The organism is Microbacterium sp. A93, assembly GCF_051842835.1.
On sequence record NZ_JBPXMT010000007.1, the window covers coordinates 57,247 to 78,094 of the forward strand.

The following is a 20,848-nucleotide window of genomic DNA, read 5'->3' on the forward strand; positions in this document are numbered from 1 at the left end:
ACATTTGCTTGGCCGCGGCCCGCTAACGATGAGCGGGACTCGGTTGTGTAGGACTCTAGCCCGGTGTTGTGCAGCGCGTCAATGATCATGTGAAGACACCCGCAGCTTGGATGAGCTGAGCTCGCTTGATGACTGGAGCATCGATCATCTTTCCGTCCAGGACGGTGACTCCGCCGTCGGCGCCAGCCTGGGATGTCACCGCGTCAAGGACGCGCGCTGACCAGCGCAGCTCGTCCGCTGTCGGAGCAAATGACTGCCGCGTTTGTGGCAGCTGTGCCGGATGGATGCAAAGCTTGCCAGTGAACCCCAGCATCTTTGCATGGCACAGATCGGCGTCGAGAGCGTCCTCGTCGCGCACAGCCTGAGTGACACCGTCGATGGGCCCTGGCAACTCGTCCGCAGCCGATGCGAGCACTAGGTGCGCTCTGGCGGCAACCAACGCCTCCCGGTGATCAGGGTCGACCCCCAATGCAGCCGCCAAATCGAGGCTGCCGAAGGCGAGCCGGGCTACGAGCGGGCTGCGTGCGATTTGTACCGCATTGAGCACGCCGGTCGGCGTCTCGATCAACGCGACGACCCTTACTCCCGAGTCCGACGGTATCCCCATGGCGTCGATCGTCCACGGCGCCTCCGCCTTGGGGAGCATAATGTGCGCTCCTCCAACGACGGCGGCGCGCACATCGTCGTCATGCCAAATCGTCTCCACCCCGTTGATGCGCACGACAACCGGCACGTGAACCCTGCGCAGTACGTCAATGATGTGCTGCCGGGCACTCACTTTCTCGCCGGGCGGCACCGCATCCTCGAGGTCGAATACGACGACGTCCGCCCCCGCGTCGAGCGCCTTGTCAAATCGATCGGGCCGGTTGCCCGGCACAAACAGGAAGGTCCGAGCCGATTCGAGCGCCTCAGCGACGGTCATTGTGCCACCGTGGCAAGCCCGGTCATGCCGACCCCACCGCCCGCGTTGCGTGCAGTGGTGGCAAGCCCGGTCATGCCGACCCCACCGCCCGCGTTGCGTGCAGTGGTGGCAATACCATCCTCCGTGTGGTCAGCTTCCAGACGGAGCGGATCCCCGACATAGAGTGGTGAGCGACCGCGGAAGGCAAATGAGCGCAGCGGCGCACTGCCTGCACTTTGGCTCGAGAACCACATCAGCAGAGTCGCCGTCAACGGTCCGTGAACCACAAGGCCGGGGTACAGCTCAACCTCACGTGCGTAATCAGCGTCGTAATGGATTCGGTGACTGTTGCGAGTGAGCGCGGAGTAGCGGAACAACATGACTTCGTCCGGCGATATTGTGGTCGAAGCTTCGCTTTCGCTGTTGAATTCAACCTCTGCTGCACGAGAAGCCGCAGGCGAAATGTTCATGTAGACGATGTCCTGCTGCTCACGGATGAGCACCTCATTGCCGGAAGAGACCACGTGATCGACCGTGACGAACACGAGCGAACCGGCTTTGCCTTCTTTGGGCGTCACCGCAGCGATCGTGCTGTGCCGAGTGAGCTCGTCGCCGGGGTGCACCGGAGCGAGGAACTCGATGCGGCTACCCGCCCACATCCGGCGCGGCAGTTCGATTGGCGGGAGGAATCCTCCCCGCTTCGGATGCCCATCGACACCGATCTGCGAGACCGGGACAAACTCGTCGAAGAGCAACCAGTGCAGTCCTTGCAGGAAGCCTGCACCGTTGTCTTCTGGCAGTCCGAGAACTCCCCGCAACGCGCTGTCAATCTCGGGCCGCACCAACACAGTTTTCTCCTGTGTCGTTCCGACCCACGAGGCCAGACGGTCTTCATCGGTCATGAGATCACTCCTTCTTCTTCCAATCGCATGCGCTCCGCACGGCCAAGGCCGAGCAATTCGCCATACACATAGTCCTCGTCTCCGCCGAGCTCCGGAGTGCCTCGATGTATCCCGACATCGGTGGTCTCGGAGAAGACGATCGGCACACCAACGGCCTGGCGCACACGTCCCGAGGGCTCCGCTACCTCTATGACGGCTCCGCGTTCGCGCAAGTGCTGGTCGGCGGCGACATCTGCGGTCGACCAGACAGGATGCGCTGCGATCCCGCGCGACTGAAGTGCTGCCGTTGATGTGTCCGGTGTCGATTGCAGAGTCCAGGTCTCGATCCAAGCGTCAAGCTCAATGCGATGACTGATCCGCGCTTCGAGCGTCGATGTCCCCGTCAGTCCCGCCGGCGGGGTACCGATGAGTTCGATGAGTTGCGCCCAGCGCACGTCATCCGAGACAGCGACAGCCACCCAGGCGTCCTCACCGGCGCACCGGTAGACACCCGACGGTACGAGGGCGGGGCTGCTGTTGCCGAGACGTTCGGTCTGTATTCCGGCTGATGCCTCCACGAGCGCTTCACCGATGAGGGATGCTGCGACCTCTCGCGCTGCGACATCAACATGTCCGCCCATGCCGGTGCGGCGGCGACGAATCAGCGCAGCGAGAACAGCTGTGGCGGCGTTGAGCCCGACCGAGTGGTCCATTACATGTCGGATCTCCACCGGCGGGCCGTCGGCATGCCCAGTCAGGGTACCCAACCCGCTCCACGCGCCGAACAGGGGTGCATAACCTGCGAAGACTGAGTCAGGGCCAGACTGGCCCGACGATGAAACCGACACCATCACGATGTCCTGTTTCACCGCGCGCAGATCGTCATAGGACAGCCCCAATCGGTCCATCACCCCAGGTCGGAAGCTCTCAGCCGCGATGTCTGAGACACCCACGATACGGCGAGCCAGATCACGCCCGCGGCGGTCCTTGAGGTTGAGGCGCACCGAGAGCTTTCCAGATGAAACTTGGTCGAAGGTCGCGGCTTCCATACGTCCGTACACCGCGTGAGGTTTACGGAAGATGTCTGGACGTGCGGCGCTCTCTATCTTGATGCACTCGGCACCCAGCTGCGCGAGCACATGGGTGGCAAAGGGCCCGGCCGCATGGATGGTGAAGTCGGCGATTCGCACGCCAGCAAGCGGCCTCATCGGAGCCCTCCACGTGCACTTGTGTCAGCTGGGATGGCCGCCTGCCTGATCGGAAGCTCTGGTGGACCACCATTCAGCCGGGGCACCACTCCATCGATTTGGAATGGCGCGGACACGATATCGATGTCGCCGAAGCCGGGCACGAATGCCTGCTGGAACAGTCCACGTGCGACTTCGTGCGGGTCACGCAGCACCTCGAACGGGGTCGCGTACTTCGCGGCCGGCACGTTCAGCTCCTGGGCCGCTTTCACTAGATCGGCTGCCTTGAGCGTCCTCGCCCAGGACCGAAGGCGATCGTTGATCTCAGCGCCATGATGCCCTCTGCCAACCCCGTCGGCGAGCGCGGGATCGGCAGCCCACTCCGGGCCACCCATCAGGGTGACAAGTCCGTGCCATTGACGATCCTCGAGAGTCAGAAGCTCCACGTAACCGTCGGCACATTCCAGCACACCGCCATATTTGAAGGAGCGTGCGCTACGGTGCTCGATCGATCCGTCACCGAAGCGCTGAAGGCCGAATGCTGCGAGCGCAACAACGGCATCCTGAATCGCGACGTCGATCACCTGTCCGACACCGCTCACCAGGCTGGCCAGGGTTCCGAGCACCGCGGCAATTCCCGCCTGCATTTCTGCGAAGTGTCCGAAGATCTTGATCGGCGCCCGATTGGGATGACGCTCGTAGGCCAGCCCATTGGGCAAGAGGTAGCCTTCACCCGTGGAGTGCAGAATAGTGACCTCCTCGCCGTCCCAGTCAGCCTTCGGTCCAGTCATGCCGTATGGCCGCACCGAGACGTAGATCAGTTGCGGATGCTCGATTCTGAACGTCGACGGGGCCGTCGTGTGACCGCGTTCCGTAGATGAGAAGTCGTCGATATAGATGTCTGCGTCACAGACGAGGTCGGTGAGATGCGTCTGGTCGGCGGGGTCGCGCAGGTCGAGTGAGACGCTGCGCTTCCCCGCCGCCAGATAGGCGAAGAGACTGCTCTGGTTTTCAGCAAGCATCGGCGGTTGACGGCGTAGTCGGTGACCTTCGGGCGGTTCGACCAACACCGTATTCGCGCCGAGCGCCGACAGCAGCCGGCCAGCATAAGCCCCGGCGACGGACTGGGTGCGTTCGATCACCGTGAGTCCATCTAGGGGTGCATCAGAGCTGTTCATCTTCACCTCATTGTGAGAGTGGATGCTGCGATCGGCAGCGTGGGGAGGGGAACGTCACCGAACGACAGGCAGCTCGAGATCGAGGTTGCCACCATCGATGAACGGCCGGATGTTCACATCGCGAGACGGGAGGATGACGGTTGCCATTCCCGGTGTGGTGATCTCGCCCCGCTGGTTCTCGCCCCAGATCTCGAGGTCGACCAGCGCGTGCCCATCCTTGATGTACTTTGCCGAAACCTTGCCCTTGCACCAGGTGGAGTCACCCATGATGTTGAAGCCGCGCATCTGCGTGCGTACCCGCTTCACGAAGGCCGCATCGCCGGCCCAGTTCGTGACAAGGCTGGCCATCCAAGCTGAGCGCTGGGGGCCGTAGTCGTACGTTCCGGGGACGCCGACGTTCTTTGCCACCGACTCGCGGTGATGGCCGATGCCGGTGTACTCGATGCCTCCACCGGCTTCTGGGTTGCGGAAGAAGTGGCCTGGGTGCTTCATCGCGGCCTGGTAGATGACGCCGTTCGTGTGACCACGGCCACAGCCCACTAGGAAGCCCATGGTATCCATGAGAGAAAGCGGACCACGCACGATCGAGGGCAGCTCGTCGCCGACGTTGACGTCCTCCCAGAAGCGAATCTGCTCGCCGCGGATGTTCGCCTGCTCGCCCATGATCGCTTCGTGGATCTGGTCGTACTCCTCGCTGGAGTAATCGTAGGTCGTGATGTCGGCGTACTTACCGGCGTCACGTGCGGCCTTGCGCTCGTGACGAGTGCAGGTGCCGAGTGCCCGGGCCACCATCTCACCGCGCTGGTTGTAGTATGTGCCCTCGACATACTGCAGAACCAGCGTGCCGGAGAACTTGGACTGTTTCACGTCGACGCCGACCACGCGCTCGATCGCATTGATCGTGTCGCCTGGACGGATGTGGCGGAACAGCTCCCAGTCGTTTCCGGCGTAGAAGCCGTGCACCCCAGGAAGGCCCCAGCGGGTGCGCCCGATCCAGCCGTAGGCCATCGGGAACATCGGATGCGCGACCGCAGTGCCGTAGCGCGAGTTGCGGCCATGCTCGGAGTCACGGTACAGCGGGTTCAGATCGCCGATGCCGTTCGAGAAGTTCATGATCGTGTCGGGTGACGCGTCCCGAAGGTACGGGCCTTCGGGTCGCAGCTGCAGCCCGATCATGCTGCGGGCATCCTCAATGCCCTGTTCGGTGATGACTCCCTCCTTGGGAGTTGTCCCGACGGCAGCTTCGTGATCGATTTCAGTGGTGCTGGTGCTCATGGTGTTTCCTTTCTAGAGGTTTCAAAGTTGACTGCGAGTGGCAGCGTTATTCTTCGGGAGCGCCGACAGTGCCGGGCTCATTCGTGACCGCGCAGGGCGCGCCCGACGTCCTCGGGGAGCTCGCACATCGAGCGTGCGACAACGACACCGGCCGCTTCGAGCGCCTCGACTTTGGCGTCCCAGGTATCGCGATGAGAACCGACCAGCGCTGCAGCGTGTCCCATCTGCTTGCCCTTGGGCGCGGTACGACCAACAATGTGCGCGACAACCGGCTTCGCATCCGTTCGCGCTGCATAATCGGCAATCTCGTACTCCGCATCGCCGCCGATCTCACCCAGGTACACGACCGTCTGCGTTGCGTCATCACTATGGAAGAGCTCGATTGCCTCACCGGCAGTGAGGCCCCGGATGGGATCACCACCGATGCCGATGGCAGTCGATTGACCGATACCAGCAGTTGTGAGCGCTGCGGCTGCCTCGTAGGAGAGCGAGCCGCTGCGGGAGATCACACCCACTGGGCCAGGGGTGTAGCAGTCAGTGGGCATGAACCCGAGCTTCGCTACCCCAGGAGTAATCAGCCCGGGCGTGTTGGCTCCGACATACACGACACCGTTTGCCAACGCCGCCCGTCGAACAGTGATCGCATCGAGAATGGGTAGACCCTCGCCCGGGTAAACCACCAGTTTCACACCCGATTCGAGTGTTTCAAGCAGTGGGTCAACAGCACGGGATGCCGGTACGAAGACAATCGCTGCATTCGCGCCCGTCTGAGCAACCGCGCCATACACCGACGAGAACAACGGCAGCGTCGGGTCGACCTCGGAGCTGGCCTTGTATGCCACGCCTGCCACGACATTCGTCCCGGCGGCCCGCATGTCCTCCAGCGTCTGGCGACCGAACCGGCCGGTGGCGCCTACGACTACAACCTTCGACTCTGCGTTGAGAAGAACGCTCATGCGACGACCTCTTTCGTCATCAGTTCCGCGACCGCGGACTCGAGGGTGTCGTGATTGGTCAGGCCGCGCTGATCCAGCGCGGTGGTCGCGGCATCCCGTCCGGAGCCGGAGAGCCGGAAAGCGACCGGGAGCGTGATCCGTCCGGAGTCAAGCAGGCCCACCAAAGACTTAGCGATACGTCCCACGTCGAGGCCACCACCGAAGATGCTGATCAGGATCCGGTCGACTCCTTCCAATTGCTGCAGCGACTCAACGGCGACTGCGATGCCGTCTGGCGTCGGGTTGCTGGAGATATCAAGGAAGCCGGCAGCCGATCCGCCGGCTTCTGACACGGCATCCATAGCACGCATGGTCATGCCCGCGCCTCCGGATACCAAACCAACGGAGCCGCCGAGCGGCACGAAGACTAGCCGGGCAGCACGGCAGGCGGCAGCGACTTCATCCTCCTGGGAGTACGCAATGGCCAGCTGTTCCGCGGTTACCGACTGCCGGAAGACGGCCGAGTCGTCAAGCACCACCTTTGCATCGACCGCGATGAGCCGTCTGTTGCTGTAGGCGAGCGGATTAATCTCGACCGTGGTTGCCTCGAAGCGTGTTGCAATATCGAGCAGTGAACGTGCGAACGAGACGACGTGCTCGCGCACGCTCTCATCGCTTTCTACGCCCGAGATTGCCTCCCGTAGGAGGTGGCCCCGGAAATCTGCGGGATCGCCGAACGGATAGCGAACCACGGTATCAGCGGATTCAATCTCGACGCCGCCTGTCGGCGAATACAGCACCGTGTAGCCGTCTGCTGAAGGATCAAGCACGACTGACAGGTACAACTCGCGTTCGATCGTGAGCCAGGGTTCGATGAGAACGCCGCTTGGCGCCTCTCCCGAGAACGTCGAGCCCATGATGTGGGTGAACGCGTCTCGTAGCGCCGCCTCGTCATCGCAGGCGATAATTCCGCCTGCTTTGCCACGGCCGCCAGCGGCGACCTGCGCCTTCGCAGCGACCGGGAATGGCCAGGGGGCAGAATCAGTGAGGTCCTGTTCGCTTTGAACCACGACGCCGTCAGCGGTGGGAACAAAAGCCGTACGCAGAAGCCGTTTTCCGGCCGCTTCCGTGAGCAACATCAATACTCCAAGACCGGCAATCAAGCCGATCAAGGTATTGCGATCCCACTCCGGGATGGTTTAGCTAAATAGCTGACCGCCGATGATGGTGCAAATACCGGGGGCGACGACTATGTCCGTTCACCCCAGCAATCACACTCTGGCTCATGCCAGCGCATCTGTCAACTTTCAGTTTTCGATTCCCGTCGCCACGACGGAGAAACCGCGGGCCATCAGAGCACCCAAGGCTTCGGCTCCGTCATCCGCATTCCAGTGCAGGAACGATTCCCGCACGACAGTGAGTGCCATGCCGCTGAAGAGACTGCCGTGAAAGCTGTCCATACCGCGAGCGGTCAACCAGTGCACAAGAGTTTCCTTGAAATGAGAGTTGGTCTGGAGGAAATATGAGTAGAGCGTTGGATCCATGTGCAGGATACGACGCCGCGTGGTGACGATCTCACTTTGAGATCGCATGTAGGCGCTGAGACTTCGAGTCAGCGCACCCCACAGATCGCCTTCAGGCGATTCCGCGTCCAGCAACTCAGCCAGGCTTCGGGCTTGGCTCGGGTCCGGATCGAACAATACAGATGATTTGGAGTCGAAGTAGTTAAAGAAAGTTCGCCGTGAAATGGCTGCAGCCTGAGCGATGTGGTCGATTGACACCGCCGCGTAGCCATCACGTTCGATCAGTGCGATCGCGGCGGACCTGATCGACCGCCAGCGCTCGAGCTTGACCGGTGTCGCAGCGATAGTTTCAGCATCGACAGCCCGCATCACCACGGCGACGCTCCATTGCTGTTTTCAGGGGACCACGAAATTCTGACCCCGCTCGTTGGCGAACGTGTGCACATGCATGCCATCATGCCGGGTTTGGTGCACGATGTGTTCGCGGATTCTCGGCCATCCCGCTGCCGTTAACGAGGTCCGCCTGGCTCATTCAGGAGCACGGCCCGCCTAATGCCCGTTGCGGGACGACATCGACCAGACGACATCGCTCACGCGCCATCAATGTCGCCGATACGTTGTTCGACTGCTGCCAGTTCGGATCGCGCCCGCGTGATGTTCTGCGGCGTGAATCACTTCACCTGCATGTCGAGAATGATTTGCGCCTCAAACTCGCTGATGCCGAAAGCTGCGGCAAGCGCGGTGGCCACTACATCATTGTCACCGGATGCGTTCGCGCACACCTGAAGGACTCTTGGCGCGTTCTCCATAGCGAGCAGAACGGCACCGAGGATCTGTCGGCGAGCCACCAGGTTCTCTCGTTCGTCCATGACACCAGACTCTCGCCACACGTGGGGCCTTCGCAACTGTGCGGCAACACCGCGCCTGCACATGGATGCCGCTGATCATCGAACGAGACGCGTCCCTTGAACGTGCTGACCGTCAGCTGATCGCCAATGTGATCCGCCGCGCTGGATCATCAGAAATGCAGTACCGGCATGTCGTACCTCACGAGCATCCGCTGCTCTGGGTGAGCGACGCCGTCGCCTGGTGTTACTCGAACGGCGGCGACTGGACCCGTCGCATCGACACGATCGTCGAGTCTCGCGTCACCCGGCTATAGAAACACGTGAGCCCGGCTCGTCATACCGTCCGGAAGACTGCCAGGCTCCGAGGGCTACTGCCCGCCGTGACTCAAGTGTACCGCGGACGTGCTGTGCAGGGCCAGCAGTGCCTCATCGGCGTATCGAACCGGCACAATACCGGCACAGAGATACACCTCGGGGCACACCAACGCGTCCCGGATACGACAAAACCCCCGATTTACCGGGGGTTTCTATCTGTAGCAGGAGCGGGGCTTGAACCCGCGACCTCACGATTATGAGTCGTGCGCTCTAACCAGCTGAGCTACCCTGCCGCGAGGCATCCGTCCGCGTGAGATGAATGCTGCGAGCCCCGACCGGGATTCGAACCCGGGACCCCTTCCTTACCATGGAAGTGCTCTACCACTGAGCTATCGGGGCGCTCGCTGCCCAGAAGGCAACTATACGAGAATACCAGTTCTTCGGCGTTCTCAAAAACCGAGACGGTTAGTAGTCGTACCTTCCCGCGTTCTTCTGCAACCAGGGCAGCGGATCGATGGTTGAACCGTTGACGATCAGCTCGAAATGCATGTGCGCACCGTAGGAACGACCGGTGTTGCCGACCAATCCGATGATGTCGCCGACCTTCAACTTCTCACCTGCGGTGACCCGTAGCGAGCCGTACTGCATGTGCGAGTAGTGGCTCGTGATGACTTTTCCGTCGATGATGTGATCGACGTAGACGGTCACGCCGTAGTTACCGCCAGATTCGGTCGCAATACGCACGGTTCCGTCGGCGATCACCTGCACGGGAGCACCAGCACCGGGAACGAGGTCAATACCTTCGTGCATCCCGGTGTTGCGCATGCCGTACGGCGAACTCATCGCGACACCGACCACGAACGGCCACTGGATGGCTGCATCAGCGTCGTTCGTGTAGAGCGCGCTCGAGTAGTGAATGCCCTTCTCGGCTGCGAGGTCGATGAGCGACGCCGTCGAGAAGCTCTCCGTGCGCTGGATCGTTTCGTTCTGCACATCGGATGAGGCGACGTACGCCTGAATCTCGGCCTCAGAAACTTCGGATGCGAGCACCTGCGACGTGGCGACCAACGAAGTGGCCGACGTCACCTGGGCACCTTGCGCCGCAGCGACGGCCTCCGTGGGAAGCGTCATCGACACCGCGAGCAGACCCGCGATTCCCATGACTCCCACCGTCGCACCGGCGGCAAGAAACTTGCGTCGGGCTTTGCCCTTGCGCGGAGCTACGTGAATCGTGGTCGCTTCAGCCGGGAGCGACTGCTCGGAAGCGGCTCCGAAACTCGACGGCTCCGGCGCTACCGAACGGAACGCGCGGGATGCTGAGAGGAACGGATCAGCAGCAACATCAGCATCCGGCTCGACGTCTTCAATAACAGCGTCGTCCTCGATCAGAGTCTCGGCCGACATCGCGGCGCGCTGGCGCTCGCGGACGGCACGACGCGAAAGCGGCTGCACGAAAGCATCCATCGGAGAGGTCGCTTCGACGCGAACCGGGTTCGCAGAATTCGCGGTCCGGTGACGGCTGGTACGGCGCGTGGCCACAGGCTCAGCCATAGGGGAATCGAAGGGCAAAACGGTTCTCTCGGGGATTCGTAAAGAAGCGGGGGGACCTTCGAAGTTCGGGCAACGAAGATAACGAACAGATAAACACTATCGTGCTCGGCCTGAGAATGCCATGCAAGGACTCCCAGTTTTCATTTGTCGAGAAGGACGGAAATCCTCTCGTGCAAATCAGGACCGGCGGCGATCAACATCGGACGATCCGATGCCGTGTCGAACCGCGACACCACACCTCCGGACTCCTCAACCAGGAGCGCACCTGCTGCGAAGTCCCAGGGTTTGAGCCCCCGTTCGAAGTAGCCGTCCAACCGCCCGGCAGCCACGTAGCTCAGATCGAGCGCCGCTGATCCGATCCTGCGCAGGTCGCGCGCAAGCGGCATGACCCGCCGTACCGTGGCCAGATCCCCGTCGTGCGTCGCGGGGTCGTAGCCGAACCCGGTCGCCAGCAGCGCTCCGGCTGGTGTCTCGGTGTTGACAGCAAGCCGCTTGCCATCCAGCCACGCACCCTCACCGCGAGCCGCGGTGAACAACTCCCCCAGCACGGGACTGCACACGGCCGCTGCCAGCGCCGTCCAGCTACTCGGGTCAGCATCACCTTGAACTGCCGCGATACTCACGCTGTACGCCGGCATGCCGTACGCGTAGTTCACGGTGCCGTCGATCGGGTCAACGACCCACGTCACACCGGTGGAGCTGCGGGCTCCGCCAGATTCCTCGCCGAGGAATCCGTCACCGGGTCGTTCTGCCTGAAGCCGCGACCGGATGAGCACTTCCACCTCACGGTCGGCGTCGGTGACGATATCAGCGATTGTCGTCTTCGTGGCTGCTAACGAGACGCCCTCGGCGCGCCGCTGGCGGGCGAGCCCGCCCGCTTCCCTGGCGATATCGGATGCGAGCGCCTGAAGGTGCCGAACGTCACTCACACCGCTGCTCACTGCGGGGGCGCCGGCGGCGGAGGCGGGAAGGCGCCGGGAGCGGGATGCTGTCCGGGCGCAGGCTGCTCGGGCGCGGGCTGCTCGGCGGCAGGAACCTCCGGCACAACCGGTACCTCAGCCACAACCGGCACCTCTTGCACAACCGGCACCTCAGCCACCTGCGGGGCGGGCTGTGCCTGCGAATAGTCCGGCGCGACCGGGAAGCTCTGCGCGGGGGCAGGGATCTGAGCCTGCTGCTGCGTCGGGTACCCGGTGTAGTACGCGTTCCAGTCTGGTGATCCGTCCTGCAGCACGGGCAGCGGAGTCAGGCCATCGGCATAGGTCGGCCACTGCTGAGCGACCGGTGCAGCGCCCGGCGCAACCACCGGAGCCGAAGCGAACGAGTTGGGCGCGAAATGAACAGCCTGAGCCTCGTGCTTCTTCGGAGCAAACAGGGCATTCAACAGCGGAATGAGAGTGGTTCCGACCGCGGCGAGAATCGCCAGCGCTACCACGATGCGCCAGTACAGATCGCCGTATTCGAAGGTATCCGGGAGCGTGAGGTAGATCACAAGCATGCCGACCAACAGCACCAGAATCGAGATGGTGACGTAGTAGATGACCTGGGTGAATGTCGTGACGTAGCGACGAGCTGCGGGAGTGAACAGGCGCACGTGCAGAAGCGCGAGCTGCATCACACCGATGACAAGCAGCAGCATGAAGAAGCGCCCAACACCGCCGGTGTACTCGTCGTGTGCTTCGGGAAGCCAGATCTTAATCGCACCGACGAGGAGCGCGACGATCCAGGTGATCATGCTGGCGAGCGCCAGCCATTCCGGCCGCTTCGTGGCAAGCCCTGCCTCGAGGATCGCGATGCCGGCGAACCCTGCAAGCAGCACGATCGTCAGGAACGCACGCCCGATGATGCCGTCCTGATTGCCGACGAGAACCCAGACGACGCAGACGATGGCGGCCGCGATCAGCGCACCGATGGCGATCCAGATCGCCCCTCTGATCATCAGGGAAGCGTTCGCCTTCCCCTTTTGCTCAGTTGTGACCTCTGACATGGTGATCCCCTCTTCGGTCGACGATGTTCTCATCCTGCCACGCGCGAATACCTTCACACTGTGGAGCCGCGCGATTGTGAATAATTCGGTGCGTCCGCACGATTGTGGATAACCAGTCGGTGCGTCAGCGTGCCTTCTTTGCAGATGCTGCCGCAAAAGTCGCTACGCGCGCCTTAGCATCCGCCGTGTCGAAGGCCGCACCGATGGAGCGCGCCTCTTCCTCCAGCTGCTCGACAAAAGTGCGCTCCGGCCGAGAGCGCACGAGCCGCTTCGCCTGCCCATAAGCACCAGCGGCGCCTGCGAGCCAGAAGCGCGCGATCTCCTCCGCGCGCTCGCGTACACGGTCGGCCTCGTCCGCAGCATCCGCTCCGCTGACAACTTCTGCGGCGATCCCCCACTCCTGCGCTTCATCGGCGGTCAGCAGACGATCCTGCAACACCAGCTGCAGGGCGCGGCGCTGCCCAACGGCGGCCGCGAGATGAGCGGATACCGAAAGGTCAGGAGTGAGGCCGATGTTCGCGTACAGGCTGCCGATCTTGGAGCGGGAGCCGACGACGGCATAGTCAGAGCAAAGCAGGATGCCGAGGCCGCCGCCCGCTGTCGTGCCGTGGGCTGCCGCCACCACCGGAATCGCTGACTCGGTCAGCGCACGGATACCGACATTGATGACACCTGCGAGATCGGCGATCTGCGACCCCTCGCCCATGGTCGTTGCCATATCGATCACATCACCGCCCGCGCAGAAAGCGGGGCCGGCGGCATCCAGCAGAATGGCACGCACGTCATCACGCGACGTCGCCTCCGTCGTCACCTCGCGCCAGGCCTGTGCGAGGTCGGCGTTGAAAGCGTTGAGGCGAGTGGGGCGGTCCAGCGTCAGCCGAGCCAACCCCTTATCGACTGAAAACAGAATGGCATCGCTCATGGCATCTCCCTTGAAGCACTGGACGGACTCTGCCAGCCTAACCGCGGCCCGAAGTCAGTCCGTTCCTTCGTAGACACGCGCGACGAAGCGTTCCATGCGTCGACGCGTGCCATCGAGTCGCATGTCGACCTGTCCTTCAGCACGAATCTCGTTGGGAGCGAGCGGATGCGCGAGCCGCACGCCCTCGTGACAGGACAGGTCAGTGCACATATAAGTGCCGACGCTGTCGCCGCGACGACCGGCAGCCCCCGCGCGCCGCGCTGAGAACAACGCAATTTGGTTGCCGGGCTGCATCGTCTGGCAGATGTTGCACATGCCGGAGCGTGTGCGACTGGTGTTGCTCGCACGCAGCACGATCCCGACGGGACCCCGGTCAGTCTCTACGACCACACAGCCGCGTTTACTCGCCGCAGGGTCTCGCCAGGCGAGAAAGTCGTGGAATTCCCAGTCCACGAGCAGGAAGTCGTGCGGCATGCCGATCAGTCCGAGCTCCTCCTCCGCGGCATTGATGAAGGATGCACGGACGTCCAGTTCGGTGAGCGCTCGCATCCGTCCAGTCTACGAAGCCGCCACGACACTCGGCTCGCGGTCGCGGATGAGGAACCCGAATCCGAACGCGATGAAGAACATGAGCACGCCGTAGACCGCCGCGGGCAGGCTCAGTTCGACCGATCCCAACACCGTCTGCGCGATGACGATTGCCAGAGTCGCATTGTGGATGCCGATCTCGAACGAGATCGCGATCGACTGCCGTTTGCCCACCTTCAGCATCCGCGGCACGCAGAATCCGATCGCAAGACTGATCAGGCAGAACAAGACCGTGATCAGTGCGAGCTGCGCGAAGTTGTCGACCAAGAGCTCCCAGTTGGATGCCACGGCGCCTCCGATCACGACGACGAGGATGACCACGCTGGCGATACGCACTGGCTTGTCCATACGGTCTGCGAACTTCGGCCAGAAGCGGCGCACCAGCATCCCGATCGCGACGGGGAGCAGCACGATCGCGAACACCTCCAGCGCCTTGGCCCACTGCAGTCCGAGCTGGTCGTCGAACGGGTTGAAGTACATGATCGCGAAGTTCGTGATCACGGGGAGCGTGATCACGGCGATGACCGAGTTCACCGCAGTGAGCGAGATGTTCAGTGCGATGTCGCCGCGAAATAGATGGCTGTAGAGGTTTGCTGTGGTGCCACCGGGTGACGCCGCAAGCATCATCATGCCCACAGCCAGCACGGGTGGGAGTTGGAACAGCAACACGAGGCCGAAGCAGACGGCTGGCAGTACCAGGAGCTGGCAGACAAGCGCGATGATCACCGCCTTCGGCTGCTTCAGTACGCGCGCAAAGTCTGCGAGCGTGAGGCTCAATCCCAGCCCGAGCATGATGATGCCGAGTGCGACAGGTAATCCGATGGTGGTCAACGCTGATCCCATGGTGCTCAGTCTGGCCGATAGTGAGCCTCGGTGTCACGCAATTACGACACCTCAGTGTCCGGGGCACGCGCTAATGTCCTCACCGAGAACGAAAGCGCCCCGGTCAGTACCTCCTGAGAGATCCTGCCGGGGCTTTCTACTGCGTGATTCTGCGGTTGTGGCAAGTGAGGGATTCGAACCCCCGAATGCTGAGCAGTCTGATTTACAGTCAGATCCCTTTGGCCGCTTGGGTAACTTGCCAGGTGCGCACCCGTCCAGCTTGTACAGCCAACCGGGGGCGCGATTATCAAGCATACCCGCCAGAAGCGAGTGCAAGAAATCGACGGTTCAGCTGCCTGTCACTCCGCGTTCGCCGGCCTCCAATGACTCCGGAGTGCGGAGCAGCCCGCCCTCGGCGCGACACGTCGCCGCGGCGACATCCATCGCCCGCTCGAGCAATAGCTGCCACTCTTCGCCGGTCTGCGGACGCTTCCCGACAAGCCCTTCCGCGACACCAGACAGCGTGGCATCACCAGCGCCCACGGTGTCGATGACTGGCCCTGGAAGCGCAGAGATTCCGGCGGAGAAGGTTCCCGCATCTGCCTCCAGCACTGCGCCATCTTTGCCTGCCGTCGCGAGCACAGCTTCCGCACCCAGCGCACGTAGCCTCAACCGCAGCGCGTCAAGGTCGCCGTCGTAGAGCAGCACCGCGTCGTCCGCACCCACCTTGACCATCGCTGCATCCACAGCCAGCCGTTCGAAGCCGCGCACGAACTCGGCACGATCACTGAGCATTCCAGCGCGCGGGTTGGGGTCGATCGCGACCCTGACGCCCACAAGCGCTTCGGCGACGGCATCCACCTCGGCCGGAACATCGAACGGGAAGCAGCTGATCACAGCGAGATCCGCGTCAAGGAGTGCCTGCCGAGCTTCTTGCCCATAGCGGATGCTGCGGCGCTGAGCCGCCTCGTTGAAGACGTAGGTCGGCTCACCGTGCGCGTCGCGCTGCACGATCGCGCGAGACGATCCGTGCGGCGCCGCGCTCGCGATCAGACGCACATCGTGGTCTGCCAGGTACCCGCGGATGTGCGCACCGGCTTCGTCATCGCCGACCATGGCGACGAGGGTTGTCGGCACACCGAGACGCCGGAGCCCGACAGCCACGTTCAACGCGGCACCACCGACCAACTCGCGAACGCCGCCGGTGTCATGGATTTCGTCGATGAGGGCATCGCCGATGACGACGACGCCCAGTGCGTTTTGCTGCATCCTGCCATTCTGACGTATCGCGGGATCGACGAGCCTGCCTCACACACCGGCGTGGCGGCGCTACTGTGTGGCCATGAACGCATCACGTCTTATCACCGGCGCCGCAGCCCTGCTGTTGCTCACCGGAGTGCTCGCTGGCTGTGCCGGAGAGCCCGGCGACTCCCCCTCGAACGCCGCCCCGTCCCCCAGCGGGAGCGCTTCGTCGGAAGCGTCCGCGACCCCAAGCGCCACACCGACTCCGACCTCAACGCCGGTGGCCCTTCCGAAGGATTGCAAGGAGATGCTCTCGGAGGACGTGCTCGCGCAGCTCGCGGATGTGCCTCTGAATGACCCGAGCCTGGGCGCGTCTGGAGTACAAGCCGATGGATCACTGCTGTGCATCTGGCGCGATCCCGCGGCCGACACGACCGGGCTGGTCACCGAAATCTCCGGAATGAACCGTGGTCCTGCACTCGACATGCTGAACGCACTCGTCGAGGACGAGGCCTTCACCTGCTTCACGCCCGATGACGGCACACGCTGCGAGAAGACGTGGGAGAACGCGCTGTACCCGGTCACCGACGGGCGAACGCTGTACTGGCGCGACGACGTGCTGATCGACACCACGTACTCGAACCTCGCTCCCAGTGGCTACACCGCGAGCATCGTGGCGAGCCTGTTCGACTGATCGTCGCTTCACGCACGCACGAAGAAGGCCCCGATTCCTTGCGGAACCGGGGCCTTCTTCAATCAGTCACACTCAGTTGTAAGTACCGGGGGTGACGTCATCTGTTGAGAACGCGTCGAAGTCGACGTAACCGAAGTCGCCCTCGGCGTACGCGCCGTCGGATGCGAAGATCCGGTTCGGGTAGCGCTCGCTCTTGGCTTCCTCCGTCGCCTCGACAATGATGTCGCGGTACTTCGAGAGGCCAGTTCCGGCGGGGATGAGCTTACCGATGATGACGTTCTCCTTGAGACCGATCAACGGGTCGCGCTTGCCCTGCATGGCAGCCTCGGTGAGCACACGGGTCGTCTCCTGGAAGGAGGCGGCCGACAGCCACGATTCGGTCGCAAGCGACGCCTTCGTGATACCCATCAGTTCCGAACGACCCGACGCCGGGCGCTTGCCCTCGGCGACAGTCGCGCGGTTGATTGCCTGGTAACGCTTGAGGTCGACCATTTCACCCGGCAGCAGGTCAGTGTCGGCGTGATCGACGACGGTGACCTTGCGGAGCATCTGACGGACGATGACCTCGATGTGCTTGTCGTGAATCGGCACACCCTGCGAACGGTAGACACCCTGGACGCCATTGACGAGGTAACGCTGTACCTCGCGGGCACCCATGACACGCATGACCTCCTTGGGGTCCAACGTGCCAACCAGGATCGGCTGACCGACCGTGACGTGCTGACCGTCCTCGACGAGAAGCGTTGCACGCTTCAGCACCGGGTAGATCACTTCCTCGTCACCGTTGTCTGGCGTGAGGATAACCCTCTTAGCCTTGTCGTTCTCGTCGATCGTGATGCGGCCATCGGCCTCTGAGATCGGCGAAGCACCCTTCGGCGTACGAGCCTCGAAAAGCTCTTGCACACGGGGCAGACCCTGAGTGATGTCATCCGCCGATGCCGAACCACCAGTGTGGAACGTACGCATCGTCAGCTGAGTACCGGGCTCACCGATCGACTGTGCGGCGATGATGCCGACGGCCTCTCCGATGTCAACGATCTGACCCGTTGCAAGCGAGCGGCCGTAGCACTGTGCACAGACACCGACTGCCGAGTCACACGTCAGCACGGAGCGCACCTTGATGGTGTCAACACCGAGCTCAACGAGCTTGTCGATCAGAACGTCTCCGACATCGTCACCGGCAGAGGCAAGAACCTCACCAGATTCGCTGACAACACCAGAAGCCAGCGTACGAGCGAACACCGAGTTCTCGACGTTCGCGTCGCGCACAAGCTCACCCTGCGAGTTCGGTGCGGCGATCGGGAGCTCAAGGCCCTTCGATGTGCCACAGTCCTCTTCGCGGATGATGACGTCCTGCGAGACATCCACCAGACGACGGGTCAGGTAACCCGAGTCGGCGGTACGCAGAGCGGTGTCAGCCAGACCCTTACGGGTACCGTGCGTCGCGATGAAGTACTCCGCAACCGACAGCCCCTCGCGGTACGAGGAGATGATCGGGCGAGGGATAATCTCACCCTTCGGGTTGTTCACCAGGCCTCGCATACCCGCGATGTTACGGATCTGCAGCCAGTTACCACGAGCGCCAGATGTGACCATCCGGTTGATGTTGTTGTCTTCCGGGAAGTTCTCGCGCATCGCGACCTGAACCTCGTCGGTAGCCTCGGTCCAGATCTTGATGAGCTCCTGGCGACGCTCGGAGTCGGTCGTCAGACCCTTCTCGTACTGCGACTGAACCTTCGCGGCCAGCTTCTCGTAGCGACCGACGATCTCCTTCTTGTTCGGAGGAGTGAGGATGTCGCTAAGGGCGACGGTCACACCGGAGCGCGTGGCCCAGTAGAACCCGGCATCCTTGATGCGGTCCAGCGTTGCAGCCGTCTCGACCTTGGGGTATTCCTCGGCCAGCTTGTTGACGATCTGCGAGAGCTTGCCCTTGTCGGCAGGCTCACGCACGAAGGGGTAGCCCTTCGGGAGCGTCGCGTTGAAGAGCGCCTGGCCCAGCGAGGCGTCCACGAGGCCGTGGCGCTCGTAACCCTCAGGAGCCTGGCCTTCGAGGAAGGTCAGACCCGGGATCTGGATGCGGACCTTCGCCTGCAGGTCGAGGCTGCCCTCATCCTTGGCCAGGATTGCCTCGGAGACAGAAACGAATGCACGTCCCTCGCCGGAAGCACCCTTCTTGACCACCGTGAGGTGGTGAAGGCCGATGATCATATCCTGCGAAGGCAGGGTGACCGGACGACCGTCAGACGGCTTCAGAATGTTGTTCGACGCGAGCATCAGCACGCGGGCCTCGGCCTGGGCCTCGACCGACAGCGGCAGGTGCACAGCCATCTGGTCACCATCGAAGTCCGCGTTGAAGGCGGCACACACGAGCGGGTGAAGCTGGATGGCCTTACCCTCGACGAGCTGTGGCTCGAAGGCCTGGATGCCCAGGCGGTGCAGGGTAGGTGCACGGTTCAGCAGCACCGGACGCTCGCGGATGATCTCCTCGAGCACGTCCCAAACCTCGGGACGGGTGCGCTCAACGGCGCGCTTGGCTGCCTTGATGTTCTGCGAGTGACCGAGGTCGATCAGGCGCTTGATCACGAACGGCTTGAAGAGCTCAAGTGCCATCTGCTTGGGCAGACCACACTGGTGCAGCTTGAGCTGCGGGCCGACGACGATGACCGAACGGCCAGAGTAGTCAACACGCTTTCCGAGCAGGTTCTGACGGAAACGACCCTGCTTACCCTTCAGCATGTCGCTGAGGGACTTGAGGGCACGGTTGCCGGTACCGGTGACCGGGCGACCACGGCGACCGTTGTCGAACAGTGCGTCGACGGCCTCCTGCAGCATCCGCTTCTCGTTGTTGACGATGATCTCGGGGGCACCGAGGTCGATCAGACGACGAAGACGGTTGTTGCGGTTGATCACACGACGGTAGAGGTCGTTCAGGTCAGAGGTCGCGAAGCGGCCACCGTCGAGCTGCACCATCGGGCGCAGCTCCGGCGGGATGACCGGAACGACGTCGAGAACCATGGCGGCCGGGCTCATGCCGGTCTCCAGGAACGAGTTGACGACCTTCAGACGCTTGATCGCACGGATCTTGCGCTGGCCCTTGCCCTCAGAGATCTGCAGACGCAGGCTCTCGGACTCGGCCTGCAGGTCGAAAGCTGCCAGGCGACGCTGGATCGACTCGGCGCCCATGTAGGCCTCGAAGTACTGTCCGAACCGGTCCTGCAGCTCGTGGAAGACGTCATCCTCCGGACGAAGCGCACCAACAGAGAGCGTGCGGAAGTCTTCCCACACGCGCTCAAGCTTGGCGATCTGCTCGTCTGCACCCTTGCGGGTGAGAGTCATCTCCTTCTCGGCGGCGTCCTTGACCTTCTTCTTAGCGTCAGCCTTGGCACCCTCCGCCTCGAGAGCGGCGAGCTCCTCCTCCAGCTTGGTGAGGCGCTCAGCGATCTTCGAGTCCCGGCGATCCCCCAGCGTCTTCAGCTCGAGGCGGATGTTGTTCTCCTGCGTGGCGAGGTCGCGGTGACGAGCATCCTCGTCAACCGAAATCACCATGTAGGCGGCGAAGTAGATGACCTTTTCGAGGTCCTTCGGCGCCATGTCCAGCAGGTATCCAAGACGCGAAGGAACGCCCTTGAAGTACCAAATGTGGGTGACGGGTGCGGCCAGCTCAATGTGACCCATACGCTCACGACGAACGGAGCTCTTGGTGACCTCCACGCCGCAACGCTCACACACGATGCCCTTGAAGCGGACACGCTTGTACTTACCGCAGGCACACTCCCAGTCGCGGCTGGGTCCGAAGATCTGCTCTCCGAAGAGGCCATCCTTCTCGGGCTTGAGCGTGCGGTAGTTGATGGTTTCGGGCTTCTTCACTTCACCGTAGGACCATCCGCGAATGTCGTCAGCGGTGGCCAGGCCAATGCGAAGCTCATCAAAGGTGTTTGACTCGAGCACTAGTTCTCCTGTGTCTCAATAAAATTCTGCGAAATCGGACGCTGTCGAAGC

General features: G+C 62.6%; 19 protein-coding genes and 3 tRNA genes. 2 read left to right on the forward strand and 20 right to left on the reverse strand.

The window, feature by feature from the left end; genetic code table 11:
- Positions 1-85: 85 nt before the first annotated feature.
- The 9 genes from ACSU1G_RS17900 to ACSU1G_RS17940 form a co-directional block, all read right to left on the reverse strand.
- The gene (locus tag ACSU1G_RS17900) at positions 86-922 is read right to left on the reverse strand and encodes an HpcH/HpaI aldolase/citrate lyase family protein (protein ID WP_439281332.1); all 837 of its coding nucleotides are present in this window, start codon (positions 920-922) and stop codon (positions 86-88) included.
- A complete protein-coding gene (locus ACSU1G_RS17905) occupies positions 919-1,803 on the reverse strand; it encodes an FAS1-like dehydratase domain-containing protein (protein WP_439281333.1) in 885 nt (294 codons plus the stop codon). Before ACSU1G_RS17905 ends, ACSU1G_RS17900 begins: the two co-directional genes overlap by 4 nt.
- The gene (locus ACSU1G_RS17910) at positions 1,800-2,990 is read right to left on the reverse strand and encodes a CaiB/BaiF CoA transferase family protein (RefSeq protein ID WP_439281334.1); all 1,191 of its coding nucleotides are present in this window, start codon (positions 2,988-2,990) and stop codon (positions 1,800-1,802) included. The genes ACSU1G_RS17905 and ACSU1G_RS17910 overlap by 4 nt, the downstream gene beginning before the upstream one ends.
- On the reverse strand, positions 2,987-4,147 hold the full coding sequence (locus ACSU1G_RS17915; RefSeq protein WP_439281335.1) for a CaiB/BaiF CoA transferase family protein: 1,161 nt from the start codon (positions 4,145-4,147) through the stop codon (positions 2,987-2,989). The genes ACSU1G_RS17910 and ACSU1G_RS17915 overlap by 4 nt, the downstream gene beginning before the upstream one ends.
- A 54-nt stretch (positions 4,148-4,201) precedes the next feature.
- The gene (locus ACSU1G_RS17920) at positions 4,202-5,422 is read right to left on the reverse strand and encodes an FAS1-like dehydratase domain-containing protein (protein WP_439281336.1); all 1,221 of its coding nucleotides are present in this window, start codon (positions 5,420-5,422) and stop codon (positions 4,202-4,204) included.
- Positions 5,423-5,499: 77 nt separating this feature from the next.
- Positions 5,500-6,378 (reverse strand): succinate--CoA ligase subunit alpha, encoded by an 879-nt coding sequence (locus ACSU1G_RS17925; protein ID WP_439281337.1) that lies wholly within the window; start codon positions 6,376-6,378, stop codon positions 5,500-5,502.
- Positions 6,375-7,529: an ATP-grasp domain-containing protein gene (locus ACSU1G_RS17930; protein WP_439281338.1), complete on the reverse strand. Its 1,155-nt coding sequence runs from the start codon at positions 7,527-7,529 to the stop codon at positions 6,375-6,377. Before ACSU1G_RS17930 ends, ACSU1G_RS17925 begins: the two co-directional genes overlap by 4 nt.
- A 135-nt stretch (positions 7,530-7,664) precedes the next feature.
- Positions 7,665-8,249 carry a TetR/AcrR family transcriptional regulator gene (locus ACSU1G_RS17935; protein ID WP_439281639.1) on the reverse strand — a complete coding sequence of 195 codons (585 nt, stop codon included), beginning with the start codon at positions 8,247-8,249 and terminating at the stop codon, positions 7,665-7,667.
- A 302-nt stretch (positions 8,250-8,551) separates the two neighbouring features.
- Positions 8,552-8,749, reverse strand: coding sequence for a hypothetical protein (locus ACSU1G_RS17940; RefSeq protein WP_439281339.1), 198 nt, complete (start codon positions 8,747-8,749; stop codon positions 8,552-8,554).
- A gap of 65 nt (positions 8,750-8,814) precedes the next feature.
- Between ACSU1G_RS17940 and ACSU1G_RS17945 the strand changes: the two genes are divergently transcribed.
- A complete protein-coding gene (locus ACSU1G_RS17945; protein ID WP_439281340.1) occupies positions 8,815-9,042 on the forward strand; it encodes a hypothetical protein in 228 nt (75 codons plus the stop codon).
- A 220-nt stretch (positions 9,043-9,262) separates the two neighbouring features.
- Here ACSU1G_RS17945 and ACSU1G_RS17950 read toward each other — a convergent pair.
- The 10 genes from ACSU1G_RS17950 to ACSU1G_RS17995 all read right to left on the reverse strand — a co-directional run bounded on the left by ACSU1G_RS17950 (position 9,263) and on the right by ACSU1G_RS17995 (position 16,182).
- Positions 9,263-9,336: transfer RNA gene (locus tag ACSU1G_RS17950), tRNA-Met, on the reverse strand.
- A 34-nt stretch (positions 9,337-9,370) separates the two neighbouring features.
- Positions 9,371-9,442 (reverse strand) — tRNA-Thr (locus tag ACSU1G_RS17955).
- 66 nt (positions 9,443-9,508) lie between these two features.
- A complete protein-coding gene (locus ACSU1G_RS17960) occupies positions 9,509-10,594 on the reverse strand; it encodes a M23 family metallopeptidase (protein ID WP_439281341.1) in 1,086 nt (361 codons plus the stop codon).
- Positions 10,595-10,734: 140 nt separating this feature from the next.
- On the reverse strand, positions 10,735-11,523 hold the full coding sequence (locus ACSU1G_RS17965; RefSeq protein ID WP_439281342.1) for an inositol monophosphatase family protein: 789 nt from the start codon (positions 11,521-11,523) through the stop codon (positions 10,735-10,737).
- An 8-nt stretch (positions 11,524-11,531) separates the two neighbouring features.
- Positions 11,532-12,533 (reverse strand): hypothetical protein, encoded by a 1,002-nt coding sequence (locus ACSU1G_RS17970; RefSeq protein WP_439281343.1) that lies wholly within the window; start codon positions 12,531-12,533, stop codon positions 11,532-11,534.
- A gap of 172 nt (positions 12,534-12,705) precedes the next feature.
- Entirely contained in the window at positions 12,706-13,503 is a 798-nt protein-coding gene (locus ACSU1G_RS17975; protein WP_439281344.1) for an enoyl-CoA hydratase/isomerase family protein, read from the reverse strand.
- Positions 13,504-13,557: 54 nt separating this feature from the next.
- Positions 13,558-14,052: an FBP domain-containing protein gene (locus tag ACSU1G_RS17980; protein WP_439281345.1), complete on the reverse strand. Its 495-nt coding sequence runs from the start codon at positions 14,050-14,052 to the stop codon at positions 13,558-13,560.
- Between the two features lie 9 nt (positions 14,053-14,061).
- A complete protein-coding gene (locus ACSU1G_RS17985; protein WP_439281346.1) occupies positions 14,062-14,934 on the reverse strand; it encodes a bile acid:sodium symporter family protein in 873 nt (290 codons plus the stop codon).
- A 158-nt stretch (positions 14,935-15,092) separates the two neighbouring features.
- Positions 15,093-15,174: transfer RNA gene (locus tag ACSU1G_RS17990), tRNA-Tyr, on the reverse strand.
- A gap of 87 nt (positions 15,175-15,261) precedes the next feature.
- Entirely contained in the window at positions 15,262-16,182 is a 921-nt protein-coding gene (locus ACSU1G_RS17995; RefSeq protein ID WP_439281347.1) for a carbohydrate kinase family protein, read from the reverse strand.
- Positions 16,183-16,255: 73 nt separating this feature from the next.
- Here ACSU1G_RS17995 and ACSU1G_RS18000 point away from each other — a divergent pair, with 73 nt between their 5' ends.
- Complete coding sequence (locus ACSU1G_RS18000; RefSeq protein WP_439281348.1) at positions 16,256-16,849, forward strand: hypothetical protein; 594 nt, start codon at positions 16,256-16,258, stop codon at positions 16,847-16,849.
- A 72-nt stretch (positions 16,850-16,921) separates the two neighbouring features.
- On the opposite strand, the gene rpoC is transcribed toward ACSU1G_RS18000, so the two are convergent.
- The gene (gene rpoC / locus ACSU1G_RS18005) at positions 16,922-20,797 is read right to left on the reverse strand and encodes a DNA-directed RNA polymerase subunit beta' (RefSeq protein ID WP_439281349.1); all 3,876 of its coding nucleotides are present in this window, start codon (positions 20,795-20,797) and stop codon (positions 16,922-16,924) included.
- Between the last annotated feature and the right edge of the window lie 51 nt (positions 20,798-20,848).

What these genes read in the sequence shown, in the direction of transcription:
- ACSU1G_RS17910 (WP_439281334.1), bottom strand. Translation starts at nt 2,990, where the DNA reads ATGAGGCCGCTTGCTGGCGTGCGAATCGCCGACTTCACCATCCATGCG.
- ACSU1G_RS17945 (WP_439281340.1), top strand. Translation starts at nt 8,815, where the DNA reads ATGCCGCTGATCATCGAACGAGACGCGTCCCTTGAACGTGCTGACCGT.
- ACSU1G_RS17985 (WP_439281346.1), bottom strand. Translation starts at nt 14,934, where the DNA reads ATGGGATCAGCGTTGACCACCATCGGATTACCTGTCGCACTCGGCATC.
- ACSU1G_RS17915 (WP_439281335.1), bottom strand. Translation starts at nt 4,147, where the DNA reads ATGAACAGCTCTGATGCACCCCTAGATGGACTCACGGTGATCGAACGC.
- ACSU1G_RS17995 (WP_439281347.1), bottom strand. Translation starts at nt 16,182, where the DNA reads ATGCAGCAAAACGCACTGGGCGTCGTCGTCATCGGCGATGCCCTCATC.
- ACSU1G_RS17970 (WP_439281343.1), bottom strand. Translation starts at nt 12,533, where the DNA reads ATGATCAGAGGGGCGATCTGGATCGCCATCGGTGCGCTGATCGCGGCC.
- ACSU1G_RS17935 (WP_439281639.1), bottom strand. Translation starts at nt 8,249, where the DNA reads ATGCGGGCTGTCGATGCTGAAACTATCGCTGCGACACCGGTCAAGCTC.
- ACSU1G_RS17980 (WP_439281345.1), bottom strand. Translation starts at nt 14,052, where the DNA reads ATGCGAGCGCTCACCGAACTGGACGTCCGTGCATCCTTCATCAATGCC.
- ACSU1G_RS17975 (WP_439281344.1), bottom strand. Translation starts at nt 13,503, where the DNA reads ATGAGCGATGCCATTCTGTTTTCAGTCGATAAGGGGTTGGCTCGGCTG.
- ACSU1G_RS17920 (WP_439281336.1), bottom strand. Translation starts at nt 5,422, where the DNA reads ATGAGCACCAGCACCACTGAAATCGATCACGAAGCTGCCGTCGGGACA.
- ACSU1G_RS17925 (WP_439281337.1), bottom strand. Translation starts at nt 6,378, where the DNA reads ATGAGCGTTCTTCTCAACGCAGAGTCGAAGGTTGTAGTCGTAGGCGCC.
- ACSU1G_RS17905 (WP_439281333.1), bottom strand. Translation starts at nt 1,803, where the DNA reads ATGACCGATGAAGACCGTCTGGCCTCGTGGGTCGGAACGACACAGGAG.
- ACSU1G_RS17940 (WP_439281339.1), bottom strand. Translation starts at nt 8,749, where the DNA reads ATGGACGAACGAGAGAACCTGGTGGCTCGCCGACAGATCCTCGGTGCC.
- ACSU1G_RS17960 (WP_439281341.1), bottom strand. Translation starts at nt 10,594, where the DNA reads ATGGCTGAGCCTGTGGCCACGCGCCGTACCAGCCGTCACCGGACCGCG.
- ACSU1G_RS17900 (WP_439281332.1), bottom strand. Translation starts at nt 922, where the DNA reads ATGACCGTCGCTGAGGCGCTCGAATCGGCTCGGACCTTCCTGTTTGTG.
- ACSU1G_RS18000 (WP_439281348.1), top strand. Translation starts at nt 16,256, where the DNA reads ATGAACGCATCACGTCTTATCACCGGCGCCGCAGCCCTGCTGTTGCTC.